General features: G+C 37.8%; 18 protein-coding genes and 1 other annotated feature. Of the genes, 16 read left to right on the plus strand and 2 right to left on the minus strand.

Annotation, left to right across the window (positions count from 1 at the left end; genetic code table 11):
* Positions 1 to 56: 56 nt before the first annotated feature.
* The 5 genes from tig to ysxC all read left to right on the plus strand — a co-directional run bounded on the left by tig (position 57) and on the right by ysxC (position 7741).
* A complete protein-coding gene (gene tig / locus Q3V31_RS14045; RefSeq protein ID WP_000105212.1) occupies positions 57 to 1334 on the plus strand; it encodes a trigger factor in 1278 nt (425 codons plus the stop codon).
* A gap of 263 nt (positions 1335 to 1597) precedes the next feature.
* Positions 1598 to 2857 carry an ATP-dependent protease ATP-binding subunit ClpX gene (clpX, locus tag Q3V31_RS14050; RefSeq protein WP_329765458.1) on the plus strand — a complete coding sequence of 420 codons (1260 nt, stop codon included), beginning with the start codon at positions 1598 to 1600 and terminating at the stop codon, positions 2855 to 2857.
* A gap of 106 nt (positions 2858 to 2963) precedes the next feature.
* Positions 2964 to 4634 carry an ATP-dependent protease LonB gene (lonB, locus tag Q3V31_RS14055; RefSeq protein ID WP_139265910.1) on the plus strand — a complete coding sequence of 557 codons (1671 nt, stop codon included), beginning with the start codon at positions 2964 to 2966 and terminating at the stop codon, positions 4632 to 4634.
* Positions 4635 to 4817: 183 nt separating this feature from the next.
* A complete protein-coding gene (lon, locus tag Q3V31_RS14060) occupies positions 4818 to 7148 on the plus strand; it encodes an endopeptidase La (RefSeq protein ID WP_000097300.1) in 2331 nt (776 codons plus the stop codon).
* Positions 7145 to 7741, plus strand: a complete 597-nt coding sequence (ysxC, locus tag Q3V31_RS14065; protein ID WP_000869121.1) for a ribosome biogenesis GTP-binding protein YsxC — start codon at positions 7145 to 7147, stop codon at positions 7739 to 7741. The genes lon and ysxC overlap by 4 nt, the downstream gene beginning before the upstream one ends.
* Before the next feature lie 35 nt (positions 7742 to 7776).
* Here the strand turns inward: ysxC and Q3V31_RS14070 are convergent, their stop codons facing one another.
* Together Q3V31_RS14070 and Q3V31_RS14075 are read right to left on the minus strand one after the other, a co-directional pair.
* The gene (locus Q3V31_RS14070) at positions 7777 to 8193 is read right to left on the minus strand and encodes an organic hydroperoxide resistance protein (protein ID WP_329765459.1); all 417 of its coding nucleotides are present in this window, start codon (positions 8191 to 8193) and stop codon (positions 7777 to 7779) included.
* A 2-nt stretch (positions 8194 to 8195) separates the two neighbouring features.
* On the minus strand, positions 8196 to 8648 hold the full coding sequence (locus tag Q3V31_RS14075) for a MarR family winged helix-turn-helix transcriptional regulator (protein WP_000138542.1): 453 nt from the start codon (positions 8646 to 8648) through the stop codon (positions 8196 to 8198).
* Between the two features lie 416 nt (positions 8649 to 9064).
* Between Q3V31_RS14075 and hemA the strand changes: the two genes are divergently transcribed.
* From hemA to Q3V31_RS14130, 11 genes are all read left to right on the plus strand, one after another.
* Entirely contained in the window at positions 9065 to 10399 is a 1335-nt protein-coding gene (hemA, locus tag Q3V31_RS14080; protein ID WP_000547844.1) for a glutamyl-tRNA reductase, read from the plus strand.
* 17 nt (positions 10400 to 10416) lie between these two features.
* Entirely contained in the window at positions 10417 to 11250 is an 834-nt protein-coding gene (locus Q3V31_RS14085; protein ID WP_000009001.1) for a cytochrome c biogenesis protein, read from the plus strand.
* A gap of 15 nt (positions 11251 to 11265) precedes the next feature.
* Positions 11266 to 12195: a hydroxymethylbilane synthase gene (hemC, locus tag Q3V31_RS14090; protein WP_001226432.1), complete on the plus strand. Its 930-nt coding sequence runs from the start codon at positions 11266 to 11268 to the stop codon at positions 12193 to 12195.
* 2 nt (positions 12196 to 12197) lie between these two features.
* Entirely contained in the window at positions 12198 to 12950 is a 753-nt protein-coding gene (gene hemD, locus Q3V31_RS14095; protein WP_000992360.1) for a uroporphyrinogen-III synthase, read from the plus strand.
* Positions 12951 to 13019: 69 nt separating this feature from the next.
* Entirely contained in the window at positions 13020 to 14009 is a 990-nt protein-coding gene (gene hemB / locus Q3V31_RS14100) for a porphobilinogen synthase (RefSeq protein ID WP_001087063.1), read from the plus strand.
* On the plus strand, positions 14009 to 15298 hold the full coding sequence (gene hemL / locus Q3V31_RS14105) for a glutamate-1-semialdehyde 2,1-aminomutase (RefSeq protein ID WP_000712930.1): 1290 nt from the start codon (positions 14009 to 14011) through the stop codon (positions 15296 to 15298). Before hemB ends, hemL begins: the two co-directional genes overlap by 1 nt.
* A 79-nt stretch (positions 15299 to 15377) precedes the next feature.
* The gene (gene spoVID / locus Q3V31_RS14110) at positions 15378 to 16391 is read left to right on the plus strand and encodes a stage VI sporulation protein D (protein WP_002077386.1); all 1014 of its coding nucleotides are present in this window, start codon (positions 15378 to 15380) and stop codon (positions 16389 to 16391) included.
* Positions 16392 to 16463: 72 nt separating this feature from the next.
* On the plus strand, positions 16464 to 17489 hold the full coding sequence (gene ysxE, locus Q3V31_RS14115; protein WP_000366994.1) for a spore coat protein YsxE: 1026 nt from the start codon (positions 16464 to 16466) through the stop codon (positions 17487 to 17489).
* 135 nt (positions 17490 to 17624) lie between these two features.
* Positions 17625 to 17856 (plus strand) — a binding site (T-box leader).
* Positions 17857 to 17894: 38 nt separating this feature from the next.
* The gene (locus Q3V31_RS14120) at positions 17895 to 20540 is read left to right on the plus strand and encodes a valine--tRNA ligase (RefSeq protein WP_000072220.1); all 2646 of its coding nucleotides are present in this window, start codon (positions 17895 to 17897) and stop codon (positions 20538 to 20540) included.
* Between the two features lie 94 nt (positions 20541 to 20634).
* Positions 20635 to 21936, plus strand: a complete 1302-nt coding sequence (locus Q3V31_RS14125; RefSeq protein WP_000582042.1) for a bifunctional folylpolyglutamate synthase/dihydrofolate synthase — start codon at positions 20635 to 20637, stop codon at positions 21934 to 21936.
* A gap of 164 nt (positions 21937 to 22100) precedes the next feature.
* Complete coding sequence (locus Q3V31_RS14130; protein ID WP_000361025.1) at positions 22101 to 23063, plus strand: hypothetical protein; 963 nt, start codon at positions 22101 to 22103, stop codon at positions 23061 to 23063.
* The last annotated feature ends 211 nt before the right edge of the window (positions 23064 to 23274 follow it).

Consider the following 23274-nt stretch of genomic DNA (forward strand, 5'->3'; position numbering starts at 1 on the left):
TATTTTAATCTATAGAGGTATGTGCATACATTATTATAGTTGGAGGGAAAGAATAAATGTCTACAAAATGGGAAAAATTAGAAGGTAACGTTGGCGTTTTAACAATCGAAGTTGATGCTAAAGAAGTAAACAACTCTATCGACGCTGCGTTCAAAAAAGTAGTAAAAACAATTAACGTACCAGGTTTCCGTAAAGGGAAAATGCCTCGTCCGTTATTCGAACAACGCTTTGGTATCGAATCTTTATACCAAGATGCTTTAGATATCATCTTACCAAAAGCATACGGTGAAGCAATCGATGAAGCTGGTATCTTCCCAGTTGCTCATCCTGAAATCGACATCGAGAAGTTCGAAAAAAATGCTAACCTTATCTTCACTGCAAAAGTTACAGTGAAACCTGAAGTTAAATTAGGTGAGTACAAAGGTTTAGCAGTAGAAAAAGTTGAAACAACTGTAACTGACGAAGATGTAGAGAACGAAGTAAAAGCTTTACAAGAGCGTCAAGCTGAACTAGTTGTTAAAGAAGAAGGAACTATTGAAAATGGTGATACAGCTGTAATCGACTTCGAAGGTTTCGTTGATGGCGAAGCATTTGAAGGCGGAAAAGGCGAAAACTATTCTCTTGCAATCGGTTCTGGCACTTTCATCCCAGGTTTCGAAGAGCAAGTAATTGGTCTTAAATCTGGTGATTCTAAAGACGTTGAAGTTTCATTCCCAGAAGAGTACCATGCTGCTGAATTAGCTGGCAAACCAGCAACATTCAAAGTAACAATTCACGAAATCAAAACAAAAGAACTTCCTGAGTTAAACGACGAGTTCGCTAAAGATGCTGACGAAGAAGTTGCAACTCTTGATGAATTAAAAACAAAACTTCGTACAAACTTAGAAGAAGGCAAAAAGCACGAAGCTGAGCACAAAGTACGTGACGAAGTAGTAGAATTAGCTGCTGCTAACGCTGAAATCGACATTCCAGAAGCTATGATCGACACTGAGTTAGATCGTATGGTTCGTGAATTCGAGCAACGTTTAAGCCAACAAGGTATGAACCTTGAGCTTTACTACCAATTCACAGGTACTGATGCTGACAAGTTAAAAGAGCAAATGAAAGAAGACGCTCAAAAACGCGTAAGAATCAACCTTGTTCTTGAAGCTATCATTGAAGCTGAAAACATTGAAGTTACTGAAGAAGAAGTAACTGCAGAAGTTGAAAAAATGGCTGAAATGTACGGTATGCCAGTAGACGCTATCAAGCAAGCTCTTGGAAGCGTAGACGCTTTATCTGAAGACCTTAAAGTGCGTAAAGCTGTAGACTTCTTAGTAGACAACGCTGCATAATAAAATAACAAGGCGCGATTTTAATCGTGCCTTGTTTTATAAATATAGAAATATATTTATAAAACTTTTCGATGAAGAAGGAAAAGTTTCTTCATAAGTCGAATATACATATTTCAAAAGTTTTAAAATTTTTTATTTGTACATAACTAGTCATATTATTTGTATTTCTCGCCACGTAGTGACATAATATGTATTTACATACGATACATTTATCGTGTACATACGAAGGCAAGAGGTTAGCACTTTGTAAGGGGTGTGAAAATATGGTTAAATTTAATGATGAAAAAGGTCAATTAAAATGTTCTTTCTGTGGTAAAACACAAACGCAAGTTCGAAAGTTAGTTGCAGGTCCAGGTGTTTACATTTGTGACGAGTGTATCGAGCTTTGTACTGAAATTGTACAAGAGGAGCTTGCGAAGGACGAAGAAGTAGAATTCAAAGATGTACCGAAACCGGTAGAAATTCGTGAAATCTTAGATGAGTATGTCATCGGACAAGATAACGCGAAAAAAGCACTAGCGGTAGCGGTATATAACCATTACAAACGCATTAATTCTAACAGCAAAATTGATGATGTAGAATTAGCGAAGAGTAATATTTCACTTATTGGGCCAACAGGTAGTGGTAAAACATTATTGGCACAAACATTAGCGCGTATTTTAAATGTTCCATTTGCAATCGCGGACGCAACATCTTTAACTGAAGCTGGATACGTTGGGGAAGATGTAGAAAACATCTTACTAAAATTAATCCAAGCGGCTGATTACGATGTAGAAAAAGCGGAAAAAGGAATTATTTATATTGATGAGATTGATAAAGTGGCACGTAAGTCCGAAAATCCATCAATTACACGTGATGTATCTGGTGAAGGTGTACAGCAGGCACTTCTGAAAATTTTAGAAGGTACTGTAGCAAGCGTTCCACCTCAAGGTGGTCGTAAGCATCCGCATCAAGAGTTTATTCAAATTGATACAACGAACATCTTATTCATTTGTGGTGGAGCGTTTGATGGCATCGAGCCAATTATTAAACGTCGCCTTGGTGAAAAAGTAATTGGATTTGGTGCTGAGAAGAAAAATGCTGATGTAAATGAGAAGCATGTTTTATCTCACGTTTTACCAGAGGACCTTTTAAGATTCGGTTTAATTCCGGAGTTTATCGGTCGTCTTCCAGTTATTGCGAACCTAGAGCCGCTTGATGAAGATGCTCTTGTAGATATTTTAACTAAACCGAAAAATGCACTTGTTAAGCAATTCCAAAAATTATTGGAGCTTGACGATGTTGAGTTAGAGTTTGAAGAAGGTGCACTAGTTGAGATTGCGAAAAAAGCAATTGAACGTAAAACAGGTGCTCGTGGACTTCGTTCTATTATTGAAGGCTTAATGCTTGATGTAATGTTCGAACTTCCATCTCGCAAAGATATCGAGAAGTGTATTCTTACAAAAGAAACAGTAGCTGATAATGCACCGCCAAAATTGGTGTTACAAGACGGTACTGTACTTGATACAAAAACATCTGCATAATTCGAAGAAGAAACAGCAATTTTTATAATTGCTGTTTTTCTTTATGTTTAGCACTATTCCTCCCAGGAAATACTAAAAGATAAAACATAGCGGGAGGAAATGAATTATGAGCTGGACAAATATATTTTTACTTGTTCAACTTGTTTTTGGTGTAATTGTCGGGTTGTACTTTTGGCATTTACTTCGAAATCAGCGAACACAAAAAGTTTCAATTGATCGAGAATCGAAAAAAGAATTAGAGCAGCTTCGTAAAATGCGTGAGGTTTCTTTAACAGAGCCACTTGCGGAAAAGGTGCGTCCTACATCCTTTTTAGACATTGTGGGGCAAGAAGACGGGATTAAGTCGTTAAAAGCGGCTCTTTGTGGTCCTAACCCGCAACATGTAATTATATATGGTCCGCCAGGTGTCGGAAAGACAGCGGCAGCACGCCTTGTATTAGAAGAAGCGAAACGAAATCCAAAATCTCCATTCCGTACGAATGCAACATTTATCGAACTTGATGCGACGACAGCTAGGTTTGATGAACGTGGTATTGCAGATCCTTTAATTGGTTCAGTCCATGATCCAATTTATCAAGGAGCGGGTGCAATGGGGCAAGCGGGTATCCCGCAGCCGAAAAAAGGGGCTGTAACAGATGCACATGGAGGCATTTTGTTTATTGATGAGATTGGTGAATTACATCCGATTCAAATGAACAAAATGTTAAAGGTGTTAGAAGATCGGAAAGTATTTTTGGAAAGTGCGTACTATAGTGAAGAAAATTCGATGATTCCAACGTATATACACGATATCTTTCAAAAAGGTTTACCAGCCGATTTTCGCTTAGTTGGTGCAACGACGCGTTCGCCAGAGGAAATTCCTCCTGCAATTCGGTCGCGGTGTTTAGAAGTGTTCTTCCGGGAGTTAGAAACAGAAGAGATTCAAAAAGTAGCGAAGAATGCAGCTGACAAAGTGGAAATGCAAATAGGTAAGAACGGTATTGAAATGATTGGAATGTATGCAAGAAATGGACGGGAAGCGATTAATCTCGTACAAATTTCTGCTGGTATGGCGATAAATGAAGAACGTCCTTTCATTAAAGATGAAGATATTGAGTGGGTTGTTCATTCGAGCCAACTTACACCAAGGTACGAAAAGCACATTTATCCAATTCCAAGGATTGGTCTTGTGAACGGGCTTGCTGTATATGGACCGAATACAGGCGCTTTATTAGAAATTGAGGTAACAGCTATTCCTGCGAAAGATAAAGGATCAGTAAATGTAACTGGTATTGTCGAAGAGGAAAGTATTGGGAGTCAAACGAAATCAATCCGCCGTAAAAGTATGGCGAAAGGTTCTGTTGATAACGTATTAACAGTACTCCGTTCTCTAGATGTACTTCCAGAAGGCTATGATATACATATTAACTTTCCGGGCGGTATCCCGATTGATGGTCCTTCGGCGGGGATTGCTATGGCAACGGGTGTTTATTCAGCGGTGCATCGTACATATGTGAATAATGAAGTAGCGATGACAGGTGAAATAAGTATCCACGGAGAAGTGAAGCCTATTGGTGGTGTGTACGCAAAAATAAAAGCTGCGAAAAAAGCAGGGGCTAAGAAAGTCATTATTCCGGCTGAAAACATGCAACCATTTTTGTATACAATAAAGGGAATTGAAATCATTCCTGTCCGCAAATTAAAAGAAGTATTTGAATTAACATTTATGCAGGAAAATATGCATCGTGAGATTGATGTACAGACTGCTTTGGACGAAACAGATGCACAATCAATGTAAGAATAAACGATAATAAAATTTGCCAGACTTCGTTTAAGTTTGTATGCTTAAGCGGAGTCTTTTTTCTTTTCATAAGGGAGAAAAAACAAGATATTAACAATTGCGGATAATCTCTGCAATTGCATCTAGATGTATTGTAATATAAAATAGTTGAACAGGAGTTTAATTTATTATGGAGGTGCTATGTCTAGTATGAATACGAACGAAAGAATTGTGCCCCTCCTACCATTAAGAGGCGTTCTCGTATATCCAACGATGGTTCTGCATCTTGATGTAGGACGTGATAAATCGATACAAGCACTAGAGCAGGCGGCAATGGATGAAAATATCATCTTTTTAGCAATGCAAAAAGAAATGAATATCGATGATCCGAAAGAAGATGACATATATAGTGTAGGTACAGTGGCGAAAGTGAAGCAGATGCTTAAATTGCCGAACGGTACGCTTCGTGTCCTTGTGGAAGGTTTACATAGAGCAGAAGTAGTAGAGTTTATCGAAGAAGAAAATGTAGTGCAAGTTTCTATTAAAACGGTAACTGATGAAGTAGAAGATGATTTAGAAGAGAAAGCTCTTATGCGTACGTTACTGGAGCATTTCGAACAATATATTAAAGTTTCGAAAAAAGTTTCAAATGAAACATTTGCAACGGTAGCTGATGTAGAAGAACCGGGAAGACTAGCTGATTTAATTGCTTCTCACTTGCCGATTAAAACGAAGCAGAAACAAGAGATTTTAGAGATTGTGTCTGTAAAAGAACGACTACATACACTTATTTCAATTATTCAAGATGAACAAGAGTTGCTTAGCCTAGAAAAGAAAATTGGACAAAAAGTGAAACGTTCAATGGAGCGCACACAAAAAGAATATTTCTTACGTGAGCAAATGAAGGCGATTCAAACAGAACTTGGTGATAAAGAAGGTAAGGGCGGGGAAGTTGAAGAACTTCGTGAGAAAATTGAACAGTCAGGAATGCCTGAAGAAACAATGAAGGCTGCGCTGAAAGAATTAGATCGTTATGAAAAGTTACCAGCAAGTTCTGCGGAGAGCGGTGTTATTCGCAATTATATTGACTGGTTATTAGCCCTTCCGTGGACAGAAGCGACAGAGGATATGATTGATCTTGTTCATTCTGAAGAGATTTTAAATAAAGATCATTACGGCCTTGAAAAAGTAAAAGAGCGAGTGCTTGAATATTTAGCTGTACAAAAATTGACTAACTCATTAAAAGGCCCTATTCTTTGTTTAGTAGGACCTCCTGGGGTCGGAAAAACTTCGTTAGCTCGTTCTATCGCAACATCATTGAATCGTAACTTTGTCCGTGTATCCCTTGGCGGTGTACGTGATGAGTCTGAAATTCGTGGTCACCGCCGTACGTATGTTGGAGCAATGCCAGGACGCATTATTCAAGGTATGAAAAAGGCGAAAACAGTTAATCCAGTCTTCTTATTAGATGAGATTGATAAAATGTCTAACGATTTCCGTGGAGATCCATCAGCAGCATTACTTGAAGTGTTAGATCCAGAACAAAACCATAACTTTAGTGATCATTACATTGAAGAGCCATATGATCTATCGAAAGTTATGTTTGTAGCAACTGCTAATACACTTTCAAGTATTCCAGGTCCGTTGCTTGACCGTATGGAAATTATTTCGATTGCTGGCTATACAGAACTTGAAAAGGTGCACATTGCTCGTGAACATTTACTGCCGAAACAATTAAAAGAGCATGGCTTACGAAAAGGTAATTTACAAGTACGTGATGAAGCGCTTCTTGAAATTATTCGTTATTATACACGTGAGGCTGGTGTTCGTACACTAGAGCGTCAAATTGCAAAAGTTTGTCGTAAAGCAGCAAAAATCATTGTTACAGCAGAACGCAAGCGCATTGTTGTAACGGAGAAAAATGTTGTTGATTTACTTGGTAAGCACATATTCCGTTACGGACAAGCTGAGAAGACAGACCAAGTTGGTATGGCGACTGGTTTAGCTTACACAGCAGCTGGTGGTGATACACTTGCTATTGAAGTGTCTGTAGCGCCAGGTAAAGGGAAATTAATTTTAACAGGGAAACTTGGGGATGTTATGAAAGAATCAGCACAAGCAGCGTTTAGCTATATTCGTTCTCGTGCAGAAGAGCTGCAGATCGATCCGAATTTCCATGAGAAAAATGATATTCATATTCATGTTCCAGAAGGAGCAGTTCCAAAAGATGGACCGTCAGCAGGTATTACGATGGCAACGGCACTTATTTCGGCACTAACAGGTATTCCTGTAAGTAAAGAAGTAGGTATGACAGGTGAAATTACACTTCGTGGTCGTGTATTACCAATTGGTGGTTTAAAAGAAAAAACATTAAGTGCTCACCGCGCAGGCTTAACAAAAATTATTTTGCCAGCAGAAAACGAGAAAGATTTAGATGATATTCCAGAGAGCGTAAAAGAAAACCTTACGTTTGTGCTTGCATCTCATTTAGACGAAGTATTGGAGCACGCATTAGTAGGAGTGAAACAATGAAAGTAACAAAAGCAGATATTGTAATTAGTGCGGTTAAACCAGAACAATATCCAGACAGTGATTTACCAGAAATTGCATTAGCAGGTCGTTCAAATGTCGGGAAGTCTTCCTTCATTAATAAAATTTTAAATCGTAAAAAGTTAGTACGTATTTCTTCTAAACCAGGAAAAACGCAAACGCTGAACTTTTTCTTAATCAATGAAATGATGCATTTTGTTGACGTTCCAGGTTATGGATATGCGAAAGTATCTAAAACGGAGCGCGCGGCATGGGGCAAGATGATTGAAACGTACTTTACAACACGTGAGCAATTAGACGCAGCTGTATTAGTAGTTGATTTACGTCACCAACCAACAAAAGATGACGTGATGATGTATGATTTCTTAAAGCATTATGAAATCCCAACAATTATTATTGCAACGAAAGCTGATAAAATTCCGAAAGGGAAATGGCAAAAGCATTTAAAAGTTGTAAAAGAAACGCTTGCTGTTGAAATTGGCGATGAAATCGTTCTATTCTCTTCTGAAACAGGACTTGGAAAAGAAGAGGCATGGAAAGCGATTCATAAAATGACAAAAACAAAAAACGCGTGACGAATGTCGCGCGTTTTTTTTTATTTACTAAATTTTTAGCGTACGTTTAATGTTACTTCAATATTCCCTCGTGTTGCTTTAGAGTACGGACACACCCCGTGAGCAGCTTCTACAAGTTCTTGTGCTTCTGCATGAGAAACGCCAGCGACATGTACATCAAGTACAGCAGATAGACCGAAACCACCATCTGTATCTTTTCCGATAGAAACGTGAGCAGTTACGTCTGTACTTTCCACCTTCACACGTTTTGTACGAATGACAAGTTGTAATGCACTATCAAAGCAAGCTGCATAACCAGCAGCAAATAGTTGTTCTGGATTTGTTGCCTCTCCGCCTGCGCCACCTAGTGCTTTCGGCATTTTTACATCAAGATTTAATATGCCATCATTTGAAACTACCTTACCGTTTCTTCCACCTGTTGCTGTTACTGAAGCAGTATATAATTTATCCATGTTTATTCCCCTTTTCTATCATTTAGTGTTTTCATTGTTTCAATTAATTTATTTAATTGGATTAATAAAGAACGATATTCTTGCTCTGTAATTCCTAAATTTGTAGCCATCGTTGTCGGTAATGAACAAGCCTTTTCTTTTAAATCTTTACCTTGTTCTGTTAATTCAATACAAACTTTTCGCTCGTCTTCTTTTGAGCGAACACGTTTTACAAGTTTTAATGATTCCATTCGTTTTAACATAGGTGTTAACGTACCGGAATCTAAAAATAGACGTTCTCCAATTTCTTTCACTGTTAGTCCATCTTGCTCCCATAGTACGAGTAAAGTAATGTACTGGGGATACGTAATACCCATCTCTTCTAAATATGGTCGATAAAAGCGGGTAACTTCTTTAGAACAGGCGTAAATAGAAAAACAAAGTTGGTTATCTAGATGTAAAGAATTTTCTGTCATACATAACTCCCTTCTAATTAAGTTGTGCGCAATTTAATTTTGTAAAATCAATATAACCAAAAAGAAATACAATGTCAAATGCATTGCATTGAGAAAGTGAGAACTATATTTTGGAACAATCATACATATTTTCCTTCATGATGAAAGAAGATAGAAAAGATGATGTTATAATTAATATGGAATAGTTTCCATCACTTGATTATGAGGACTTTTTTTGGTAACGTACAAATAGAGTTGTTATTTTATAATCATTATAAAGTAGAGAGTTCTTTATTAATTTTACTGAAGCTCCTTTATTACATATGGAGAATAAATAAAAAATAATCAGTTGTTCACACGATTGTCAGATTCATAAGAGGAAAGTTGTATTATGATAGTAGATAAAGTGATAAAACGGGTGAAGGGGGACATGCTGCGTGCATATTCTTGTTGTTAGTGTAAATTATCGAACAGCCCCTGTAGAATTTCGTGAGAAACTCACATTTCAGGCAGCAGAGCTAGAGCAAGCAATGACTACATTACAAAACCAAAAGAGCGTGTTAGAAAATGTCATTGTATCAACTTGTAATCGCACTGAAATTTACGCTGTTGTCGATCAATTACACACGGGACGGTATTACATTAAGAAGTTTTTAGCTGATTGGTTTCAGCTTGAAATAGAAGAAGTCGCACCATACTTGTCTATTTTTGAACAAGATGGCGCAATAGATCATTTATTCCGCGTAACGTGCGGTTTAGATTCTATGGTTGTTGGAGAGACGCAAATTTTAGGTCAAATAAAAGATAGCTTTTTAGAAGCACAACAAGTAAAAGCGACAGGTACAATTTTTAATGAGTTGTTTAAGCAAGTGGTTACGTTAGCAAAACGTGCGCACTCAGAAACAACGATTGGTGGAAGTGCGATGTCTGTTAGTTATGCTGCTGTTGAGCTCGGAAAGAAAATATTTGGCGATTTAACAGATTGCCATGTACTTATTCTTGGTGCTGGTAAGATGGGTGAACTTGCACTGCAAAACTTATACGGAAGCGGTGCTCGTAAAGTAACAGTTATGAATAGGACGCTTACGAAAGCGGAAGTAATGGCTGAGAAATATATGGGACATGCAAAGCCTTTAAGTGAATTGCAATGTGCATTATTAGAAGCAGATATTTTAATTAGTTCAACGGGTGCATCAGAATATGTCATTACGAAAGAAATGATGACGAAAGTAGAGAGAATGCGCTCTGGTCGTCCGTTATTTATGGTTGATATTGCAGTGCCACGTGATATTGATCCTGCGATTGACGAATTAGAAGGCTCTTTCTTATATGATATCGACGATCTGCAAGGTGTAGTTGAAGCAAACCGTGCTGAACGTTTAAAAGAAGCAGAGAAAATTCAATTTATGATTGAAGAGGAAATGGTTTTATTTAAAACGTGGTTAAGTACGCTTGGTGTTGTGCCGTTAATATCGGCTCTTCGTGATAAAGCGCTAGCAATTCAAAGTGATACGATGGAAAGCCTTGAGCGAAAAATACCAAACCTAAGTGATCGTGAGAAAAAGGTAATTAGTAAGCATACGAAAAGTATTATTAACCAATTATTAAAAGACCCAATTTTAGTAGCAAAAGAAATAGCTGCAGAAGAGGGAGCGCCGGAAAAACTAGCTTTATTTGCGAAGATTTTTGATTTAGAAGTGGAAGAAGTAGAGAGTCGTGCGGAAGAAGTAGAACATAAAAGAGTGTGGACACCATCCGTTCCATCTTTATAATTTGGAAGGATGATCGGATGAGTTTTTTAAATAACAGTATTATTTATCATATTGCAATTATTTTATATGCTTGTAGCATTAGTTTATATTTTATAGATTATTTCCAAAGTAACCGAAAGGCGAACCGATTTGCTTTTTGGTTACTTTCGATTGTATGGGTATTGCAGTCTATTTTTATGTTGCTTAGGGCGACAGATTCAGAAACGAATCCCATTTTAACTTTATTATCAGGGATTTATTTTTATGTTTGGTTATTGATTACGATGTCGTTAGTAATAAATCGATTTATGCGCGTTGACTTTTTAGTCTTTTTTACAAATGTTGTTGCATTTGGCGTAAGCGCTTTTTCGATTTTTACACCGCTCGGAAAGATGTCGCCAGTACTTGCAGAGCAATTGGTTTCAGAACTTGTATACGTGCATGTCGGAATGGCGATTATTTCTTATGCAACGTTTACTGTATCGTTTATTTTTTCTATTATGTATTTACTGCAATATCGCCTATTAAAAAAGAAAAAGTGGAATGCGAGATTAAGAAGGTTAGGGAATTTGCCGAAGCTTGAATCTACGTCTTTCGGATTAAATTTATTTTCTGTTCCATTCTTCTTACTAGCAATTTTATTAGGATGTATATGGGGATATACAAAATTGGACAATTTCCATTGGTATGATACGAAAGTAATTGGTTCGTTTGTTGTTCTATTTGTATATTGTGCGGGCTTGTATTTACGAGCGGCAGATGTGCTGCAAGGGAAGAAAATTGTACTGTGGAATGTAGGGGCATTTCTCGTAATGCTAGTTAACATTTTTCTATTAAGTAGTTTATCTAATTTCCACTTTTGGTATTTATAATGAGGAGAGAGAATTATGCGCAAAATTATTGTAGGTTCACGAAAGAGTAAACTAGCATTAACACAAACAAACTGGTTTATTGATCAGTTAAAAGCACTTGGTTTACCATATGAATTTGAAGTGAAAGAAATTGTCACTAAAGGTGATGTGATTTTAGATGTTACTCTTTCAAAAGTAGGCGGAAAAGGTTTGTTCGTTAAAGAAATTGAACATGCGTTACTTACGAAAGAAATCGATATGGCTGTACATAGTATGAAAGATATGCCAGCCGTACTTCCAGAAGGATTAATGATTGGTTGTACACCAAAGCGTGTTGACCCTCGTGATGCTTTTATTTCTAAAAGCGGAGAATCGTTTAAAGATTTAGCGGAAGGTGCGATTTTAGGAACGAGTAGTTTAAGACGTAGTGCACAATTATTAGCTGCGAGACCAGATTTACAAGTGAAATGGATTCGCGGAAATATTGATACACGCTTACGTAAGTTAAAAGATGAAGATTACGATGCAATTATTTTAGCGACGGCTGGATTACAAAGAATGGGCTGGGACGATGAAGTTATTACAGAACATTTAGATGAAACGTTATGTGTACCAGCTGTAGGACAAGGTGCATTAGCGATTGAATGTCGTGAGGACGATAAGGATTTACTTCAGTTGTTAGCACATATGAATGATGCAGTAACAGAAAGAACAGTGGCTGCTGAACGAGTATTTCTTCATAAACTTGAAGGTGGATGCCAAGTTCCAATCGCTGGATATGCAACTCTTAAAGAAGACGATGCAATCGAATTAACAGCGCTTGTCGGTTCTATGGACGGTTCTGTTTTGTTGAAAGAGACAGTAGTAGGCACTGATCCGAAGCAAGTTGGATTAGAGGCTGCGGACCGTTTAATTAAACAAGGAGCAAAAGAGCTCATCCTTGCTGCAAATAAGGAGCAACAATAAATATGAACGCTCTCGCTGGCAAAACAGTATTGATTACACGTGCCCAGCACCAAGCGAAACAAATGAGTGTAGCAGTGAAAGAAAGGAGCGGAATTCCATTGGAAATTCCGCTTTTGCGTATGGAAGGTATGTCTCATCGGCAAATTCAACATATAGCAGGGCAGCTACATTCGTATGACTGGGTTATTTTTACGAGTAAAAATGGGGTAGCTTTTTTTCTAGATAGTTTGAGAAAGAAGCTCCCCGGAACGATTAAAATTGCTGCAGTAGGCGTGAAAACAAAGTTAGAGCTAGAAAAGCGAGGCTATCAAGTAGATTTTGTTCCCACTGCATTTGTTGCAGAAGTATTTGCAGAAGAGTTTGTAAAAAAACTAAGTGGAAACGAATGTATTTTATTTCCGAAAGGGAATTTAGCAAGAGATGTAATTCCAGTTACACTTCGGGAAAGAGGTGTTTCTCTAGAGGAGCTAATCGTATACGGTACGAAAGTAAATGTAGAGAAAAAGCAAGAGCTTATAGCAGCGTTGAAGTTAGGGAAAGTAGACATTATTACATTTACGAGCCCTTCAACTGTCACTAGTTTTGTTCGTTTACTTGAGGGTACAAACTGGAGAGAATGGACAAAAAAATGTACAATTGCCTGTATAGGGCCTATTACGGAAAAAGAGGCGAGCCTTTATTTTTCGCATGTTATTGTGCCAAAAGAGTACACCGTAGAAGCATTGCTGCAATGCATTTGTGAATCTATAAAGTGAAACTTTAATTAGTGGGGTCTTACTGCCCGCAAATAGCGGGATAAAATAAAAGAATGGGGATAGAAATCTATGAATTCTTTACAATTTAATCGTCATCGTCGCTTAAGACAAAGCGGGGGCATGCGTGCGCTTGTGCGTGAAACGTTTTTACATACGGAAGATTTTATTTACCCTATTTTTGTATTAGAAGGTGAAAATGTTCGTAATGAAGTTCCTTCTATGCCAGGCGTATATCAAATGTCTTTAGATTTATTGCAAGCTGAAATGCAAGAGGTTGTTGACTTGGGTATTCGTTCTGTTATTGTATTTGGTTTACCTGCTGAAAAGGATGAAGTTGGGTCATCAGCATATTGTGATCATGGAATTGTACAACGTGCAATTAAGCAAATTAAAGGTGATTTCCCTGAGCTAGTAGTAGTTGCGGATACATGTTTATGTCAATTCACAAGCCATGGTCATTGCGGTGTGATTGAAGATGGTATTATTTTAAATGACGAGTCTCTTGCAGTTCTTGCGAAAACAGCTGTAAGCCAAGCGAAAGCAGGGGCGGACATTATTGCACCATCAAACATGATGGACGGATTCGTAACAGCAATTCGCCATGCATTAGATGAAAATGGTTTTGGTCATGTGCCAGTTATGTCGTACGCTGTGAAATATTCATCAGCATTTTACGGACCATTCCGTGATGCGGCTCACGGTGCACCACAATTTGGTGATCGCAAAACATATCAGATGGATCCAGCGAACCGTATGGAAGCGTTCCGTGAAGCAGAATCAGATGTAATGGAAGGGGCAGATTTCTTAATTGTAAAGCCAGCTCTTTCTTACTTAGATATCATTCGTGATGTGAAAAATAACTTTAATTTACCAATCGTTGCTTACAACGTAAGTGGTGAATATTCAATGATTAAAGCGGCAGCGCAAAATGGTTGGATTAATGAAAAAGAAGTTGTGCTTGAAAAATTAATTAGCATGAAACGTGCAGGAGCAGATTTAATTATTACGTATCATGCAAAAGATGCAGCAAGATGGTTACAAGAAGGAGGCGCTAAATAATGAAAAAGTTTGATAAGTCGATTGCGGCGTTTGAAGAGGCACAAGACTTAATGCCTGGTGGCGTAAATAGCCCTGTTCGTGCCTTTAAATCTGTCGGTATGAATCCGTTGTTTATGGAGCGTGGAAAAGGTTCTAAAGTATATGATATCGATGGAAATGAATACATCGATTACGTATTATCGTGGGGTCCTTTAATTCATGGTCATGCAAATGATCGTGTTGTGGAAGCTCTAAAAGCTGTTGCTGAAAGAGGTACAAGCTTCGGTGCACCAACAGAAATTGAAAATAAATTAGCAAAACTTGTTATTGAGCGCGTACCATCAATTGAGATTGTACGTATGGTTAACTCTGGAACAGAAGCGACAATGAGTGCACTACGTTTAGCTCGTGGTTATACAGGCCGTAACAAAATTTTGAAATTCATTGGTTGTTACCATGGTCATGGCGATTCGTTATTAATTAAAGCAGGCTCTGGTGTGGCGACGCTAGGTTTACCAGATAGCCCTGGTGTACCAGAAGGTGTAGCGAAAAATACGATTACAGTAGCTTATAACGATTTAGAAAGTGTGAAATACGCTTTTGAACAATTCGGTGATGATATTGCTTGTGTAATTGTAGAGCCAGTAGCGGGCAATATGGGTGTTGTTCCTCCGCAACCTGGATTTTTAGAAGGCCTTCGTGAAGTAACAGAGCAAAACGGTTCATTGCTTATTTTTGATGAAGTAATGACAGGATTCCGAGTTGCTTATAATTGTGGACAAGGTTATTACGGCGTAACACCTGATTTAACTTGTTTAGGTAAAGTAATCGGTGGTGGCTTACCAGTAGGAGCATACGGTGGTAAAGCAGAAATTATGCGCCAAGTTGCGCCAAGCGGACCGATTTACCAAGCTGGTACTTTATCAGGTAACCCGCTTGCGATGGCAGCAGGTTATGAAACGTTAGTACAATTAACGCCAGAATCATATGTAGAATTTGAGCGTAAAGCTGAAATGTTAGAAGCTGGCTTACGTAAAGCGGCTGAAAAACATGGCATTCCGCATTGTATTAACCGTGCTGGTTCTATGATTGGTATTTTCTTCACAGATGAGCAGGTTATTAATTACGATGCAGCAAAATCTTCAAACTTAGAATTCTTTGCGGCTTACTATCGTGAAATGGTAGAACAAGGTGTATTCTTACCACCATCTCAATTCGAAGGTTTATTCTTATCGACAGCACATAGTGATGCAGATATTGAAGCGACAATTGCAGCGGCTGAAATTGCAATGTCGAAATTAAAAGCTTAATTTATGAAAGAAAATCGCTCTCCATAAGGGGAGCGATTTTTTTTATTCATAAAGTAGGCTTTCCATACATAAATCTGTAATGACATATAGTTTGGGAGGGGGAAAAGAAGTGGCAACAGATCATTCATTACGATTTTCATTAAAAGAATCTGTTTGGTTCCAAAAAGGACAGGAAGTCGAAGAACTTTTGTCAATTTCGTTAGATCCAGACGTTGAGATAGAAGAGCTTGATCATGAAGTTATCGTGAGAGGGCAGTTAGATTTAACGGGAGAGTATGTTGCAAGGCAAGATGATTCAGCTTATTCATTAAGAGAGCTATCACCAGCAAAGGCAATTGATTATGTAGAAACAAGGGCAGACGGGGTTAATGAGCTTGTCCATTCCTTTCCGCTTGAAATATCAATTCCAAGAAATCGAGTGAAAGTCATTGAAGAATTATATGTATCAATTGAGGAATTTGATTATGAATTAAAGGAAAATGGTTGCTTACAATTGTTAGCGGATATATCTATTACCGGTTTATGTGACGAGGAAAGAATTGAGGAAGAGGAAGAAGAGGACGACACGACATATGCTGAGTTAGAAGATGATTCAGAACAAGAGGATGAAAATAGACCCGTACCATATGTAGAAGAACCATCTTATAAGGAATCAGATGAGTGGGAAGATTACGCATTTGAACCGTTTCAACTAGAGGAAAGAAAAGAGCAGGAAGTAGAGGAAGAGGAAATAGAAGAACATGAATTTGTGGAGCGTGAAGAGGAGAAAGAAACAACGCCACAATTTGAATTGTTCGGACGAAAAGATTTCAAGAAAGAAAAAGCAAAAAAACAAGAAGAGCAAGAAGAAGAAGCGTACTCACAGCGAGATGAAAATGCGCTTTATTTAACGAAATTATTTACGAAAGAACCGGAAGAAGAATTTACAAAGTTAAGAATGTATTTCGTGCAAGAAGGGGATACAATTGAATCTGTTGCAGATCGTTATGAAACGTCTGTACAAAACTTATACCGTGTAAATCAATCAGAAGATATATATTTGACTACAGGGCAAATTATATATATTCCTGTTTCAAAAGCAAAGGCAAAATAAGTGAGTGAGTTTTTTCACTCACCTCTTTTCTTTTCCTAGAAGCTATGTTTTGAACAAGAAAGGGTCATTCGTATGGATATGGAATTACGAAATCGCTATGAACCCATTGTCAGGCAATATAGATTGGATACGCAGCATATGGAAGAGCACGGAAGTGTAATGAAAATTTATACGAATCAAGGTCCGTATGCGTTAAAGAAAATACAAGATAGAAAATTAGAGCGGAATAATTTTTTGCATCACATTCAATACTTGAAAGAGAAAGGTTTTTCGAATTATGTACCTATTTATCATGCGACGGACGGAAATTATGTCTTAAGTGATGGGACATATAGTTATTATTTAATGCCTTGGTTAGAGCGTGCGGAAGGAAATGGTGAGGATAACGATCAATATCACAAAATGTTTCAGACGCTCGGAACGTTACATCAAAAAACGGTGAAAGAGGAGACGTATACAGAAGAAGAGTTAGAGAAACATTATACAAATATATCTGACCGTTGGGAAAATGATGGTGAGATGTTAGAAGAGTTTCTTGTAGAATCTGAAGCGAAGTGGTATATGTCTCCGTTTGAATTACAATATTGTACGTATTATCACCATGTTATGAGAGCTCGCGAGTTCGCAACAAAGCAATTAAATGAATGGCATGATGCGATGAAAGAAAAGGAAACAACACGTACTACTTTCGTTCATGGGAATGTATCGCTTAATCATTTTTTATTTGATTATGAGCGAAACGGCTATTTTATTAGTTTAGAAAAATCGCAGTTTGCAACGCCTGTGCAAGATATAGTAGGTTTTTATTCTCGGTCTTTAAACACATATCCAATTGCACGGAGTGACCGCTTTGAATGGTATCAAATGTATCAAAAAAATTTCCCGTTTACGAAAGAGGAGCAGCTTCTTATGTTTGCATATATGACGTATCCGTCGCATTTTATTCGGCAAATTCAGTCGTATACGAAAAGAAGAGAGAGTCGTAATGAAGAAAATGAGCTCCACGGGGTGAAAAGTTTGCAGCAATCGCATTGGCTCGTTAGCAATACGGAATATTTCCTTTCGCAATTACAAGTTGCCCAGCAAGGGAACGGATGAAGAAGATAAGTAGGGAGAACCCTGCTTATCTTTTTTTTATTAGTTTCATAAAGAGATAAAAGCCGTAGTTTCAAATTTATCTTGACGAATAAGGTTTCGTTTTTTACACTATTGTATATAATAATTAACAATCATATAAATGCATTGAAGGGGAAGAGTATGACATGAAACGTCTTCAGAGAGGAGAATCATTAGCTGGGAGATTCTCTAGATAGTTATGTTAGAAGGTAGCCCTGGAGCATCTTTTCTGAACGGAATAGTTCTCATTAGGAAAAGACGGATTTGTCCGTTATCAAATTAAGAGTATAAGCAAATTCTGAATTTGTTTGTAAATAAAGGTGGTACCGCGATGTCCCTCGTCCTTTTTTGGATGAGGGGCATTTTTTATTTTAAGGAGGGAAAATAATGTCAAACACGGAAAAGAATTTACCAACTAAATATGATCATATGTCCGTTGAAGAAGGCCTTTACCAATGGTGGCTTGAAGGCAAATATTTCGAAGCAACAGGAGACGAGAAGAAACAACCGTATACAATTGTAATTCCACCTCCGAACGTAACTGGTAAGTTACACTTAGGTCATGCTTGGGATACAACTCTTCAAGATATTTTAACTCGTACGAAGCGTATGCAAGGTTACGATGTACTGTGGCTTCCAGGAATGGACCATGCTGGTATCGCAACACAAGCGAAAGTAGAAGGGAAACTTCGTGAAGAAGGTATTTCACGTTACGATCTTGGCCGTGAGAAATTCCTTGAAAAAGCTTGGGAATGGAAAGAAGAGTACGCTTCTCACATTCGTCAACAATGGGGGAAAGTTGGTTTAGGACTAGACTATTCTCGTGAACGTTTCACATTAGATGAAGGTTTATCTGATGCGGTTAATAAAGTATTCGTTCAATTATACGAAAAAGGCTTAATTTACCGCGGTGAATATATTATCAACTGGGATCCAGCAACACGCACGGCTCTTTCTGATATTGAAGTAATTCATAAAGAAGTTCAAGGTGCATTCTACCATATGAACTATCCGTTAACAGACGGTTCAGGGCATATTCGTCTTGCAACTACTCGTCCAGAAACGATGCTTGGTGATACAGCAGTAGCAGTTCATCCAGAAGATGATCGTTACAAACACTTAATCGGTAAAACAGTTACACTTCCAATCGTAGGCCGTGAGATTCCGATTATCGCTGATGAGTACGTAGAAAAAGATTTCGGAACAGGCGTTGTAAAAATTACACCAGCTCATGACCCGAATGACTTTGAAGTAGGTAACCGTCATGACTTACCACGTATCTTAGTAATGAACGAAGATGGATCGATGAACGAAAAAGCTGGTAAGTATAACGGCATGGATCGTTTCGAATGCCGTAAAGCATTAGTGAAAGACTTACAAGAAGCTGGCGTATTAGTAGAAATCGAGCCTCATATGCACTCAGTAGGTCATAGTGAGCGTAGTGGTGCAGTTGTTGAGCCTTACTTATCAACACAATGGTTCGTAAAAATGGCTCCACTTGCTGAAAAAGCAGTAGAGCTTCAACAGAAAGAAGAAGAAAAAGTAACGTTCGTACCAGAACGTTTTGAAAACACATACTTACGCTGGATGGAAAACATTCACGACTGGTGTATTTCTCGTCAATTATGGTGGGGACACCGTATTCCAGCTTGGTATCATAAAGAAACTGGTGAAGTATACGTAGGTACAGATGCACCAGCAGATATTGAAAACTGGAATCAAGATAACGATGTACTTGATACATGGTTCAGTTCAGCGTTATGGCCGTTCTCAACACTTGGCTGGCCGGATGAAGATTCAGCAGACTTTAAACGTTACTATTCAACAGATGCACTAGTAACTGGTTACGATATTATCTTCTTCTGGGTATCTCGTATGATTTTCCAAGGTTTAGAGTTTACAGGAGAGCGTCCATTTAAAGATGTATTAATTCACGGTTTAGTTCGTGATGAGCAAGGACGTAAAATGAGTAAATCTCTTGGCAACGGTATTGATCCTATGGATGTTATCGAGAAGTACGGTGCAGATGCAATGCGTTATTTCTTATCAACAGGAAGTGCACCAGGTCAAGATTTACGCTTCAGCATGGAGAAAGTAGAATCTACTTGGAACTTCATTAATAAAATTTGGAACGCATCACGTTTCGTATTAATGAACATGGATGATATGAAGTATGAAGAAATCGATTTAACTGGTGAAAAATCAGTTGCGGATAAGTGGATTTTAACTCGCTTAAACGAAACAATCGAAAGCGTAACGCGTAACATGGATAAATATGAGTTTGGTGAAGCTGGTCGTTCATTATACAACTTCATTTGGGACGATTTCTGTGACTGGTACATTGAAATGGCGAAACTTCCACTATATGGTGAAGATGAAGCAGCTAAGAAAACAACTCGTTCTATTTTAGCTTACGTATTAGACCAAACAATGCGTCTATTACACCCATTCATGCCATTCGTAACAGAGAAGATTTGGCAACATTTACCGCATGAAGGCGAATCTATTACAGTAGCAGCATGGCCAACAGTTCGCGAAGATTTACAAGATACAGAAGCTGCGGCAGAAATGCACCTTCTAGTTGATATCATTCGCTCTGTTCGTAACATCCGTGCAGAAGTTAATACGCCAATGAGCAAAAAAGTTCAAATGCAAATTAAAGCAAAAGATGAGGCTGTACTTGCTCAACTTACAAAAAACAGCTCTTACATTGAGCGTTTCTGTAACCCAAGCGAATTAATAATTCAAACGGATTTACAAGCGCCAGAAAAAGCAATGACTGCAATCGTATCAGGTGCAGAGTTATTCTTACCGTTAGCTGATCTTATCAATCTTGATGAAGAGAGAGCGCGTCTTGAGAAAGAATTTGAGAAGTTCGACAAAGAAGTAGAACGTGTACAGAAGAAACTTTCAAACCAAGGTTTCGTAGCGAAAGCTCCTGCAGCAGTTATTGACGGAGAGCGTGCGAAAGAGCAAGATTACCTAGAAAAACGTGAAGCAGTTCGTCAACGTCTAGCAGATCTTGAGAAATAAAATATTTTTTCAGAGACTCACTATATTGGTGAGTCTCTTTTCTTTGCGTATAATAGAAGTATGAAGGTTGTCTTTTGAAAGGGGAATAACATACGTGATACATACATATGAAGAAGCGATAGGATGGATTCATAGCCGATTGAAATTCGGGATAAAGCCAGGACTAGAAAGAATGCAATGGATGTTAGAAGAGCTCGGAAATCCAGAGCGCCATATAAAATGTGTTCATCTTGCTGGTACAAATGGAAAAGGTTCAACTTTAACATATATGCGCAACATGTTAGAAGGCGCGAAATATAAAGTAGGAACGTTTACTTCTCCGTATATTGAAACATTTAATGAACGTATTAGTGTGAATGGAACACCAATTGCAGATGAAGAGATTATTGAACTTGTAAAGATGGTAAAGCCAGTCGTTGAAAAACTAGACGAGACGGATTTAGGAGAAGCGACTGAGTTTGAAATTATTACTGTTATGGCAATTTGTTATTTCGGTAAAGTTAATTTCTGTGATGTTGTTTTATTTGAAACAGGGCTTGGGGGAAGGTTTGATTCTACAAATGTTATTCATCCTGTTCTCACGATTATTACGAATATCGGTCACGATCATATGCATATTTTAGGGAATACACTAGGAGAAATTGCATATGAAAAGGCAGGGATTATTAAATCAGGTGTTCCAGTAATTACTGGTGTACAAGATGAGGAAGCATTGCAAGTCATTCAAAAGGTTGCGAAGGAAAATCATGCAAACGTATATGAACTTGGTAAACAGTTTACATCACTACATAAACATTCTAATGAAGATGGGGAACATTTTGATTTTGCTTGTCCATTCGCCTCATTTGAAGATGTTCGGATTTCGATGAAAGGTATTCATCAAGTAGGCAATGCTACAGTAGCGCTTATGGCTGTAATGTATTTAAAAACATATTTATCATTTTTAATTAATGAAGAGGAAATGAAAGTTGGATTACAAGAAGCATACTGGATTGGTCGATTTGAAAAGTTACAAAGTAATCCAGATATTATAATAGACGGCGCTCATAATCCAGAGGGTATTGAAAGTCTTGTGAAAACAGTAGAGGCACATTACAAAGATAAAAATGTAGTAGTTTTATTTACTGCTCTTGGTGACAAACAGTTACATAACATGGTAGGGCAATTAGAAGCCATTGCCGATGAAATTATTTTTACAACATTCGCCTTTGATCGTGCTATTTCTGCTGACAAACTTGCATCGTATTCACAAAAAGAATCAAAATTAATTTTTGAAGATTGGAAAGAGGCAATTGATACGAAGATTGAAATGATAGGAGAAAATGATGTTTTCATCATAACAGGTTCTCTATATTTCATTTCCGAAGTTCGAAAATATATTTGCGAAAAAAACTAGATAGTATTTGCTATCTAGTTTTTTGTTCTACAAATGCAGTCAAATGCATACATATAAGATAATTATATAGGATAATTTGGCGAATTCCTCTGACAAATATCTCGTTTTTTTGTGAAATGAATATGATATGATGCGGACAACGATAAGAGGTGAGGTGTGAGTGTATGGACAAGCAATCACGAACGATCTCGGTGAAAGTAAATGGAACAGAAGCGAAGTATGAAGAAAAGAAGAAAGATGAGTTTGAATGGATGGTAGTCGAAAGTGAAAGACCGCAAAACGTTGTACCTTTTAAAAAAGAAAAGACATCGTCTATGGCACAATACCGAAAGAAATGGAGTACTACAATAATCGCAATCGTTGCAACTGCAATTATTATCGGTACTGTATTTGGGATGGGGATAATTCATTTATTAACTGGACAAGGGACAACAGGGGAAGGTACGGTAACGGCTTCGAAGCAGACAGGCAATGAGGAACAAAAGGTGAACGGAACGGTAGAACAAACAGTACCACCAAAGGAGGAAAAACAAAAAGCACAGGTAGGAGCTGCATTAGAACCGATGAAACTATTTTTCGTTCAAGGAGGGCTATATTCCTCTGAAGAAAAGGGACAGGCAGCTATTGAAGAGTGGAAAAGTAATGGGGGCGTCGCTGCTTTGAAACCGAGTGGTGATAAGTATGCGTTAGTTGTTGGTGTTGCAAGTGATGAACAAGCTGTGAATCAATTAATAGGCCAGTATAAGCAAGATGGTGTTTCAGTTTTGAAAAAAAATTGGGATATTACAGATAAGGCATTACTCAAAAATGATAAAGAAGTGGGTGGGTTTTTAGCGAAGGTACAGCCATTGTATACTCATTTTGAAAAATACGTTTTCGGTGTGCAAACTAGTGGAAAGAGTAACCCAAAAGATATAGAAGCAATCACAAAAGAGTGGAAAGCGCTTGAAAAAGAAGGGCAAAGTATGAAGCGTGAAGATGCGAAGAAGCTTTATACGTACACGTCAGTAGCTGTGCAAACAATTAAGGAAGGGAAGAGTGATAAGGAATCTGTAGCTAAATTAAATCAAGTTATTATTGACGGTTTACTTTCATATGAAAAAATAGTTTCACAAAAAGTGAAATGATAATAAGATGAAGGAGAAAGAAGTATTTATACTTCTTTCTTTTCTTTTGAATCTAGAGCAAAGTGCTTTCTTTGTGGGCGGAGTATAATCGTATTAAAAAAATGTTGTTTTGTTTAGAGAAAATGATATTTCTCTAATTTGTGGGGAAACTATTCTTTTGATACGATTGATAGGAATTGTTCTGCTTCATATGAGAAAGGAAGGAGAAAAC

Source organism: Bacillus nitratireducens, from assembly GCF_036320425.1.
Lineage (GTDB): Bacteria > Bacillota > Bacilli > Bacillales > Bacillaceae_G > Bacillus_A > Bacillus_A nitratireducens.

What these genes read in the sequence shown, in the direction of transcription:
- ysxE (WP_000366994.1), top strand. Translation starts at nt 16,464, where the DNA reads ATGGATATGGAATTACGAAATCGCTATGAACCCATTGTCAGGCAATAT.
- hemL (WP_000712930.1), top strand. Translation starts at nt 14,009, where the DNA reads ATGAAAAAGTTTGATAAGTCGATTGCGGCGTTTGAAGAGGCACAAGAC.
- Q3V31_RS14120 (WP_000072220.1), top strand. Translation starts at nt 17,895, where the DNA reads ATGTCAAACACGGAAAAGAATTTACCAACTAAATATGATCATATGTCC.
- Q3V31_RS14075 (WP_000138542.1), bottom strand. Translation starts at nt 8,648, where the DNA reads ATGACAGAAAATTCTTTACATCTAGATAACCAACTTTGTTTTTCTATT.
- ysxC (WP_000869121.1), top strand. Translation starts at nt 7,145, where the DNA reads ATGAAAGTAACAAAAGCAGATATTGTAATTAGTGCGGTTAAACCAGAA.
- lonB (WP_139265910.1), top strand. Translation starts at nt 2,964, where the DNA reads ATGAGCTGGACAAATATATTTTTACTTGTTCAACTTGTTTTTGGTGTA.
- tig (WP_000105212.1), top strand. Translation starts at nt 57, where the DNA reads ATGTCTACAAAATGGGAAAAATTAGAAGGTAACGTTGGCGTTTTAACA.
- Q3V31_RS14070 (WP_329765459.1), bottom strand. Translation starts at nt 8,193, where the DNA reads ATGGATAAATTATATACTGCTTCAGTAACAGCAACAGGTGGAAGAAAC.
- hemC (WP_001226432.1), top strand. Translation starts at nt 11,266, where the DNA reads ATGCGCAAAATTATTGTAGGTTCACGAAAGAGTAAACTAGCATTAACA.
- Q3V31_RS14130 (WP_000361025.1), top strand. Translation starts at nt 22,101, where the DNA reads ATGGACAAGCAATCACGAACGATCTCGGTGAAAGTAAATGGAACAGAA.
- Q3V31_RS14085 (WP_000009001.1), top strand. Translation starts at nt 10,417, where the DNA reads ATGAGTTTTTTAAATAACAGTATTATTTATCATATTGCAATTATTTTA.
- clpX (WP_329765458.1), top strand. Translation starts at nt 1,598, where the DNA reads ATGGTTAAATTTAATGATGAAAAAGGTCAATTAAAATGTTCTTTCTGT.
- hemB (WP_001087063.1), top strand. Translation starts at nt 13,020, where the DNA reads ATGAATTCTTTACAATTTAATCGTCATCGTCGCTTAAGACAAAGCGGG.
- lon (WP_000097300.1), top strand. Translation starts at nt 4,818, where the DNA reads ATGTCTAGTATGAATACGAACGAAAGAATTGTGCCCCTCCTACCATTA.
- spoVID (WP_002077386.1), top strand. Translation starts at nt 15,378, where the DNA reads ATGACATATAGTTTGGGAGGGGGAAAAGAAGTGGCAACAGATCATTCA.
- hemD (WP_000992360.1), top strand. Translation starts at nt 12,198, where the DNA reads ATGAACGCTCTCGCTGGCAAAACAGTATTGATTACACGTGCCCAGCAC.